This window comes from Skermanella sp. (assembly GCF_059503625.1).
In genome coordinates, this window is the sequence record NZ_JCACHA010000882.1 from 1 (window position 1) to 7,920 (window position 7,920).

The 7,920-nt window shown below is 66.4% G+C and carries 8 protein-coding genes; all 8 read left to right on the forward strand.

What is annotated here, in order from left to right:
- Positions 1-112: 112 nt before the first annotated feature.
- Positions 113-1,771, forward strand: a complete 1,659-nt coding sequence (locus AC5JJ6_RS32110; protein WP_496045944.1) for a dipeptide ABC transporter ATP-binding protein — start codon at positions 113-115, stop codon at positions 1,769-1,771.
- Entirely contained in the window at positions 1,768-2,685 is a 918-nt protein-coding gene (locus tag AC5JJ6_RS32115) for an NAD-dependent epimerase/dehydratase family protein (RefSeq protein WP_496045945.1), read from the forward strand. Before AC5JJ6_RS32110 ends, AC5JJ6_RS32115 begins: the two co-directional genes overlap by 4 nt.
- Before the next feature lie 19 nt (positions 2,686-2,704).
- Positions 2,705-3,463: an SDR family NAD(P)-dependent oxidoreductase gene (locus tag AC5JJ6_RS32120; RefSeq protein ID WP_496045946.1), complete on the forward strand. Its 759-nt coding sequence runs from the start codon at positions 2,705-2,707 to the stop codon at positions 3,461-3,463.
- A 29-nt stretch (positions 3,464-3,492) separates the two neighbouring features.
- Positions 3,493-4,953, forward strand: a complete 1,461-nt coding sequence (hydA, locus tag AC5JJ6_RS32125) for a dihydropyrimidinase (RefSeq protein ID WP_496045947.1) — start codon at positions 3,493-3,495, stop codon at positions 4,951-4,953.
- Positions 4,950-5,705: an SDR family NAD(P)-dependent oxidoreductase gene (locus AC5JJ6_RS32130; protein WP_496045948.1), complete on the forward strand. Its 756-nt coding sequence runs from the start codon at positions 4,950-4,952 to the stop codon at positions 5,703-5,705. The genes hydA and AC5JJ6_RS32130 overlap by 4 nt, the downstream gene beginning before the upstream one ends.
- Positions 5,706-5,744: 39 nt before the next feature.
- On the forward strand, positions 5,745-6,725 hold the full coding sequence (locus AC5JJ6_RS32135; protein WP_496045949.1) for an asparaginase: 981 nt from the start codon (positions 5,745-5,747) through the stop codon (positions 6,723-6,725).
- Positions 6,726-6,776: 51 nt separating this feature from the next.
- On the forward strand, positions 6,777-7,676 hold the full coding sequence (locus tag AC5JJ6_RS32140; protein ID WP_496045950.1) for a polysaccharide deacetylase family protein: 900 nt from the start codon (positions 6,777-6,779) through the stop codon (positions 7,674-7,676).
- Between the two features lie 5 nt (positions 7,677-7,681).
- Positions 7,682-7,920 (forward strand): hypothetical protein (locus tag AC5JJ6_RS32145; RefSeq protein ID WP_496045951.1); only part of this gene is annotated, 239 nt, incomplete at its 3' end.

The window sequence follows — 7,920 nt, forward strand, 5'->3', positions numbered from 1 at the left end:
TCTGGTGGGTATCGCTGTTCCCCGGCCTTGCCATCGTGATCTCGGTCCTGTGCTTCGCGCTGCTCGGGGATGCCGCCAAGGAACTGTCGGACCCGACGACGAGGGCCCGCCGATGACCCCGCGCGATCCCAAGGTTCTGCTGGAAGTCGACAAGCTCACCGTCGCCTTCGGCGACACCACCGTCCTCAACGACGTCAGCTTCACCCTGCGCCGCGACGAAGTGCTCGGCATCGTCGGCGAGACGGGAGCCGGCAAATCGGTGCTGGCGCGGGCCCTGATCGACCTGCTGCCGGAGGGCGGACGGATCGTTTCCGGCGATGTGGCGCTGGACGGCGCGTCAATCCTGTCGATGAACCCCAAGCGCAAGCGGGAATTGCGCGGCGGGCAGATAGCCCTGATCGGCACCAATGCTAAGGCCCTGCTCGATCCGGTGGAGAAGGTCGGCGCTCAGGTCGCCCGCGTCCTTCGGGCGCACCAGGGCGGCAGCCGGGCCGCCACCTGGAAGGCGGCGGTCGATCTGTTCGCCAAGGTCGGCATCGTCGATCCGGAACGGCGGGCGCATGCCTATCCGCATGAACTTTCGGGCGGCATGGCCCAGCGCGTAGTCATCGCGATGGCGCTGATCGCCCATCCCCAAGTCGTGCTGGCGGACGACGCGACGCTGGGGCTGGACGCCACGATCCAGGTGCAGGTGCTCGACCTGCTGGTCCGGCGCTGCCGCGAACTGGGTCTCGGCGCGGTCATCATCACCCACGACCTGGGCGTCGTCGCCAACTATTGCGACCGCATCGCGATCATGCGGGAAGGCCGGATCGTCGAGATGAAGCCAGCCGGCCTGTTCCTGAAGCAGCCGGAAGAGCCCTACAGCGGAGTCCTGCTGGATGCCGCCAGGGCGCGTCCGACGCCGAGAGGCGCCGCCGATGCTTCGGCCGCCAAGCCGAAGACGCTGCTTGAGGTCGATAAGCTGGAGAAGTTCTTTGCCGTCGGCGGATCGAACAAGGTGGTCCGCGCGGTCGACGGCGTCTCGTTCTCCGTCGGCGCGGGGGAAACGCTGGCGCTGGTCGGCGAGAGCGGGTCCGGCAAGACGACGGTCGGCCAATGCCTGGTCCGCCTGCTGGACCCCGGCGGCGGCCGGGTACTGTTCGACGGAAACGACATCACGACGCTGCCGGAGCGGGAGTTCAGGCCTATCCGCAGACGGATCCAGATGGTGTTCCAAGAGCCCTACGTCGCGCTCAACCCGCGCTGGCCGGTGGAAAGCCTGATCGGAGAACCCCTGGCGCTGATCCCGAAGACCAGCGCCGCGGCACGGGCCAAGCGCGTGCGGGAACTTCTCGACATGGTGCGGCTGCCGGCCCGGATCGCCGACTACTATCCGCATCAGCTCACCGCAGGCGAGCAGAAGCGCGTGGGTATCGCCCGGGCGCTGGCCACCAGTCCCGACTTCGTCGTGTTCGACGAGCCGACTACCGCGCTGGACATCCGTGTCCGCGCCCAGATCATCGATCTGGTCAGGGACCTGCAACGGGATATGGGGCTGTCGGCGCTCTTCATCACCCATGACCTCAACTCTGTCCGGTCGCTCGCCCACTACGTCGCCGTAATGCGTCACGGCAAGATCGTCGAACACGGCGAGACCGAAACGATCTTTGCCCGACCGGCCGAGGATTACACCAAGGCTTTGCTCGCCGCCGAACTGCCGATCGAGCAAAGCGAAGCCCAGCGCACACGGGCGCTGGGGAGAACCACCGTGGAGCCGAGCCTGACATGAGCGAAGCAACGATACTCGTCACCGGCGCCGCCGGCCTGCTCGGCAATGCCGTCCGCGTGCTGCTGGAAAAAGGCGGGCGCAAGGTCCTGCCGATAGACCGGACGCCGGGTGCCGTCGACGGGCGGGAGGTCACCGTCTGCGACCTCGGCGACGTCCATCGGCTGCATGCGCTGGCGGTCGAGAACAGGATCGCCGGCATCGTTCATTGCGGCGCCCATTCCGGCCCGATGGTGGCGCGCGACAACCCGAACTCGATGGTGCAGGTCAACATCGTCGGCACCGCCAACGTGCTGGAGATCGCACGCATCCACGGCAGCCGCCTGGTGTTCTGTTCCTCGACCAGCGCCTACGGCAATACGCCGGAAGGACCGGTGCCGGAAGACGTCCCGATGGCGCCGACCACCGTATACGGCGCAAGCAAGGTCGCCAGCGAGCTGCTGGTATCGGCCTATGCCGGACAATACCGGGTGGATGGGGTCAGCCTCCGGCTGTCCTGGGTCTATGGACCGCGCCGGACGACGGACTGCGTGATCCGGACGATGATCGTGGATGCGCTGGCCGGCCGTCCGACCCGGCTGCCGTTCGGGCGCGACTTCCACCGCCAGTTCATCCATGTCGAGGACGCCGCCCGCGCCCTGGTCATGGCGCTGGACAAGCAGGCCCTGCCGCGCAGGACCTACAATGTGACTGGCGGCAGCTATCTCACGCTGGCGGAAATCGCCGATGTTGTCCGCGGCGTGCTTCCCGGCGCCGATATCGAGCTGGGGCCGGGAGCCGATCCTGTCGACGACACGCAGCGGCGCTTCGACATCTCGGCGGTCGAGAGGGATCTCGGCTACCGGCCCGCGATCGGCCTGGATCGGGGCATCGGCTCCTATGCGGTTTGGCTTCGCGCCGGGACCGCCTCCGCTTGACCAGTATGGAAAGAGTGTCATGAACGATATCTTCAGCCTGAAGGGCCGCAAGGCGCTGGTGACCGGAGGCAGCCGGGGCATCGGGGCGGCGGTCGTCGAACTTTTCGCCCGCCACGGGGCCGAGGTGGCACTTTGCCATTTCCATGACGAAGCCAATGCCGATGCGCTGGTCGCCCGCCTGGGCGGCGAAGGCCTGTCGGTCCACGCCATGCACTGCGACGTCGCCAGCGAGACCGAAGTCGCCGAAATGGCGGCCTGGGCCGAACGGCGTCTGGGGCATGTGGATATCCTGGTGAACTGCGCCGGCATCGGCGGCGACAAGTCCTTCACCGAGATCACCGTCCCCGATTGGGACCGGATGATCGGGGTTCACCTGCGCGGCACCTTCCTGGTCACCCACGCCTTCTTCGGCAAGATGATCGCGCGCTCCTATGGCCGCGTCATCAACTTCGCCTCCCAGCTCGCCTACAAGGGCGCGCCGGGACTGGCGCATTACTGCGCCGCCAAGGCCGGGATCGTCGGTTTCACCCGCGCTTTGTCCTACGAGGGCGCTCCGCATGGCGTCATGGTGAACGGCATCGCTCCCGGACCCGTGGAGACGGAGTTGCTGCGGGGCCTGAGCGAGGAGTGGCAGGCGATGAAGAAGGCGCAGCTGCCGATCGGGCGGTTCGGCACTGTCGATGAAATCGCCCCCACAGTCCTTATGCTCGCCTCCGAAGCGGGGACATTCTATGTAGGGCAAACGCTGTCGCCCAATGGCGGCGACGTCATGGTCTGACTCGGCCGATCTGAAAAAGGGGCTTCGATATGAGTGATTACGATCTGGTCATCCGGGGCGGAACCGTCGTCACCGCCGCCGATACGGTGCGCGCCGATGTCGGCGTCCGTGAAGGGCGCATCGTCGCCGTGGCCGAAAGCCTCCAAGGCGGGGCCAAGGAGATCGACGCATCGGGGCTGCTGGTGATGCCCGGCGGCATCGACAGCCACGTCCATCTGGCCCAGCCGGCTTTCGGCGGGCCGAAGATGGCGGACGGCTTCGAGACCGGCACGCGGTCGGCCATCGCGGGCGGCAACACCACCGTCATCCCGTTCGCGCTGCAACCGCGCGGCGCTTCGCTCCGCGCAAGCGTCGCCGACTACCATAAGGAAGCCGACGGCCAGAGCTATTGCGACTACGGCTTCCATCTCATCATCAGCGATCCGACCGTAAGCGTCCTGGGCCAGGAACTCCCGGCGCTGGTCGAGGACGGCTACACGTCGTTCAAGGTCTTCATGACCTATGACGATTTGGTCCTAAGCGACCGCCAGATGCTCGAGGTCTTCGACTGCGCGCGGGGTTGCGGCGCGCTGGTCATGGTCCATTGCGAGGGCTATGACGCCATCCGCTTCATGACGGAGCGGCTGGAACTCGCCGGCAAGAAGGCGCCTTACTACCACGCTGTCTCCCGGCCGGAATCGGTCGAGCGCGAAGCGACCCACCGCGCCATCAGCCATGCGGAACTGACCGACGTCCCGATCATGATCGTCCATGTTTCCGGACGGGAGCCGATGGAGCAGATCCGCTGGGCGCAGCAGAAGGGTTTGAAGGTCTATGGCGAGACCTGCCCACAATACATCGCGCTGACGGCGGACGACCTCAAAGGCCTCAACATGGACGAGACGGGCGGCAAATACGTCTGCTCGCCGCCGCCCCGCGACGAGGCAAGCTGGGGCGCCATCTGGGAAGGCATTCGGACCGGCGTCTTCCAGACCTTTTCGTCCGACCATTGTCCGTTCTTCTATGAAGGCGAGATGGGCAAGCTCAATCCGAAGGCGCGCACGTCGTTCCGCTGGGTGCCCAACGGCATCCCCGGCGTCGAGACGCGCCTGCCGCTCCTGTTCTCGAAGGGGGTCGTCGAGGGCCGCATCACCCTGAACGAGTTCGTGGCCTTGACCTCGACCAACCATGCCCGGATGTACGGTCTCTATCCCAAGAAGGGCTCCATCGCCCCCGGCTTCGACGCCGACATCGTCCTGTGGGACCCGAACCGCAAGGAAACGATCCGGCAGGAGCTGATGCACCATGGGGCGGACTACACGCCGTACGAGGGTATCGCGGTCACCGGCTGGCCGGTAGCGACGTTCCTGCGCGGCAAGCTGGTCGCGGAAGAAGGAAAGATCCTGGGCGAGCCGGGCGACGGCGCCTTCCTGAAGCGCGACCTGTCGCCGTTCGCCGTACCTACCGGAGCTGCGGCACCAACTGTCCAGCCACGGGTTAATCAACCATGATGCCCATCGTACTGATCACCGGAGCCGGCATCGGGATCGGCCGGGCCTCGGCCAAGGCCTTCGCCGATGCCGGGTACCGCGTCATCCTGACCGACGTCCTCGATGAGGAAGGCCGTCGGGCTGCCGAGGAGATCGCGGCTGCCGGCGGGCAGGCGGAGTTCCATCGGCTGGACGTCCGCGACACTGCCGGGGCGAATGCCGTCGTGGCGGCGGTCGAGGAGGCCCATGGGCCGATCGACGTCGTGCTCGCCAATGCCGGCATCGCCCACAAGGTCCCGCTGGCGGACCTTACCGACGAGAAATGGGATCAGACGCTCGACATCGACTTGGGTGGCGTCATGCGGGTCGTCAGGGCCGCGGCGCCGGCGATGCGGAAACGCGGCCAGGGCTGCGTTATCGCCTTGTCGTCGATCATGGGCGTGGCCTACGGCTGGGACGAGCACGTCCACTACTCGGCCGCCAAGTCGGGGGTGGTCGGTCTGGTGCGAGGGCTGGCAGTCGAGCTGGCGAAGGATGGCATCCGGGTCAACGGCATCGCTCCCGGCTACATCCGCACGGCCCAGGCCCTGTCCGAGAAGCACTCGCTGGGGCCGGCCGGTCTGGAAGCCGCCGCCAGCTTCATCCCGCTCGGCCGCGTCGGGGAGCCGGAGGAAATCGCCGATGTCGCCGTATTCCTCGCCTCTCAGGCGGCCCGTTATCTCACCGGCCAAGTCATCGTCGTCGATGGCGGCCTGCTCGTCGGACGCTACTGACCCGGCGGCATTGCCGCCAAGCACCGGAAAAGGAGTCCCGTGACACATATCGTCCTTCTCAGCACCGGCGGAACGATCGCGTCGCGCTACAGCGCGGAACAGGGATCCGTCGTCAGCAGCGTGGCCGGCGACGAGCTTGTCTCGCTGCTCGGCCCGCTGGCGCCGGATATCCCGGTCAAGACGGAAGAGTTCAGCAATGTCGGAAGCTACAGGATCGACCTGCCCATGGCCTTCGGGCTGGCCCGGCGCATCAACGCGCTGCTTGCCGACCCGGAGGTCGCGGGCGTGGTCGTCACCCACGGCACCGACACGATGGAGGAGAGCGCCTATCTGGCCGACCTCGTGCTGGAAACCGACAAGCCTGTGGTCTTCACCGGGGCGCAGATGGATGCCGATCAGCCCGACTCCGACGGCCCGAGGAACTTGGCCGACGCCATCCGCGTCGCCGCCAGCCCGGAAACCCAGGGTTTGGGCGCGATGATCGTCTTCGGACAGGAGATCCACGCCGCACGGGACGCCACCAAGACCCATGCCTCCAGGCTCGGCACCTTCGCTTCCGCCGAGCATGGCAAGCTGGGCGAGATCGATGTCGGCCGCGTCCGGCTTCACCGCCGCACCATCCGGCTCGGTCCCATCAAGGCCGACGCGATCGAGCCGCGCGTCGAGCTGATCAAGCTGGTCATGGGCTCCGACGCGGTTTTCGTGACGGCGGCATTGGGGAACGGCGCGCGCGGGCTGGTGCTGGAAGGCTTCGGGCGCGGCAACGCGACGCCGGCCGTGACCGAAGCCGCCGTCGAGGCGATCCGGAGCGGCATTCCGGTAGCGGTGACTTCGCGCTCTCCCCAGGGGCGGGTCGAGCCGGTCTACGGCGCCGGAGGAGGCTCGGATCTGGCGGCGGCGGGCGCGATCTTCTGCGGCGACCTCAGCGGCATCAAGGCGCGAATCCTGCTGGCGCTGTTGCTGGGATCAGGCGCGGACCCGTCGATCGTCCGGCAGCGGATGGAGTTGCACGCCAATTAGGGCCGCCAAAGGCTTCCAACGAAAAGCATCACTTACAGGGAAGAAGAAACCATGACGAAGGAAATCCTGGTATCCTACGGGATCGACGTCGATGCGGTCGCGGGCTGGCTCGGATCGTATGGCGGCGAGGACAGCCCTTGCGACATTTCCCGCGGCGTCTTCGCCGGCCGGGTCGGCAGCAAGCGGCTGCTTCGGATGTTCGAGAAATGGGACATCAAGACGACGTGGTTCATGCCCGGCCACTCGATCGAGACCTTCCGGGAGGAAATGAAGGCCGTCGCCGATGCCGGACACGAGGTCGGCATGCATGGCTACAGCCATGAGAACCCGATCGCCATGACGCCGGTCCAGGAAGAGGCGATCTTCGACAAATGCGTCGATCTGATCACCGAACTGTCGGGCAAGCCGCCGCGCGGCTATGTGGCGCCGTGGTGGGAGTTCGGCTCCAAGACCAACGAACTGCTGCTGAAGAAGGGTATCAAGTACGACCACTCGCTGATGCACAACGACCACCATCCCTACTACGTGACGGTCGGCGACCAGTGGACCAAGATCGACTACTCGCAGCATCCCTCGGCCTGGATGAAGCCCTATGTCACCGGGCAGGAAACCGACCTAATCGAGATCCCGGCATCCTGGTACCTGGACGACCTGCCGCCGATGATGTTCATCAAGGCCGCTCCCAACAGCCACGGTTTCGTCAATCCGCACGACATCGAGCAGATGTGGCGCGACCAGTTCGACTGGGTCTACGAGAACTACGACTACGCGGTGTTCCCGCTGACGATCCACCCCGACGTATCGGGCAAGCCGCATGTCCTGCAAATGCACCAGCGGCTGTTCGACTACCTGAAGGGCCACGACGGCGTCCGCTTCGTCACGATGGAGGAAATCGCCACGGACTTCGCCACCCGATTCCCGAAGTCCGGGTCGGCGCGGCCCGAGTCCTGACCGCCATGTGCGGGCTTTGCGGCACCTTCGGGTCCGCCGACCACTGGACCGACGGTGTGGCTCAGGCGGGGACATCGTTCCCCGCCGCCGAACGGCGGCGGCGCGCGGGCATCGCCAACGAGGTGCTGGGCCTCTATGGGCTGAAGCTGATGGAGTGGTCGAACCGCTTCACGCTGAGCGGCCGCACCGGGAAGTCGGCCGTGGTCGATCAATTCGGCGCGATCTGGACCGAGGCTGAAAAACT

Coding starts and splice junctions, on each gene's coding strand:
- AC5JJ6_RS32110 (WP_496045944.1), top strand. CDS start 113: ATGACCCCGCGCGATCCCAAGGTTCTGCTGGAAGTCGACAAGCTCACC.
- AC5JJ6_RS32115 (WP_496045945.1), top strand. CDS start 1,768: ATGAGCGAAGCAACGATACTCGTCACCGGCGCCGCCGGCCTGCTCGGC.
- AC5JJ6_RS32120 (WP_496045946.1), top strand. CDS start 2,705: ATGAACGATATCTTCAGCCTGAAGGGCCGCAAGGCGCTGGTGACCGGA.
- hydA (WP_496045947.1), top strand. CDS start 3,493: ATGAGTGATTACGATCTGGTCATCCGGGGCGGAACCGTCGTCACCGCC.
- AC5JJ6_RS32130 (WP_496045948.1), top strand. CDS start 4,950: ATGATGCCCATCGTACTGATCACCGGAGCCGGCATCGGGATCGGCCGG.
- AC5JJ6_RS32140 (WP_496045950.1), top strand. CDS start 6,777: ATGACGAAGGAAATCCTGGTATCCTACGGGATCGACGTCGATGCGGTC.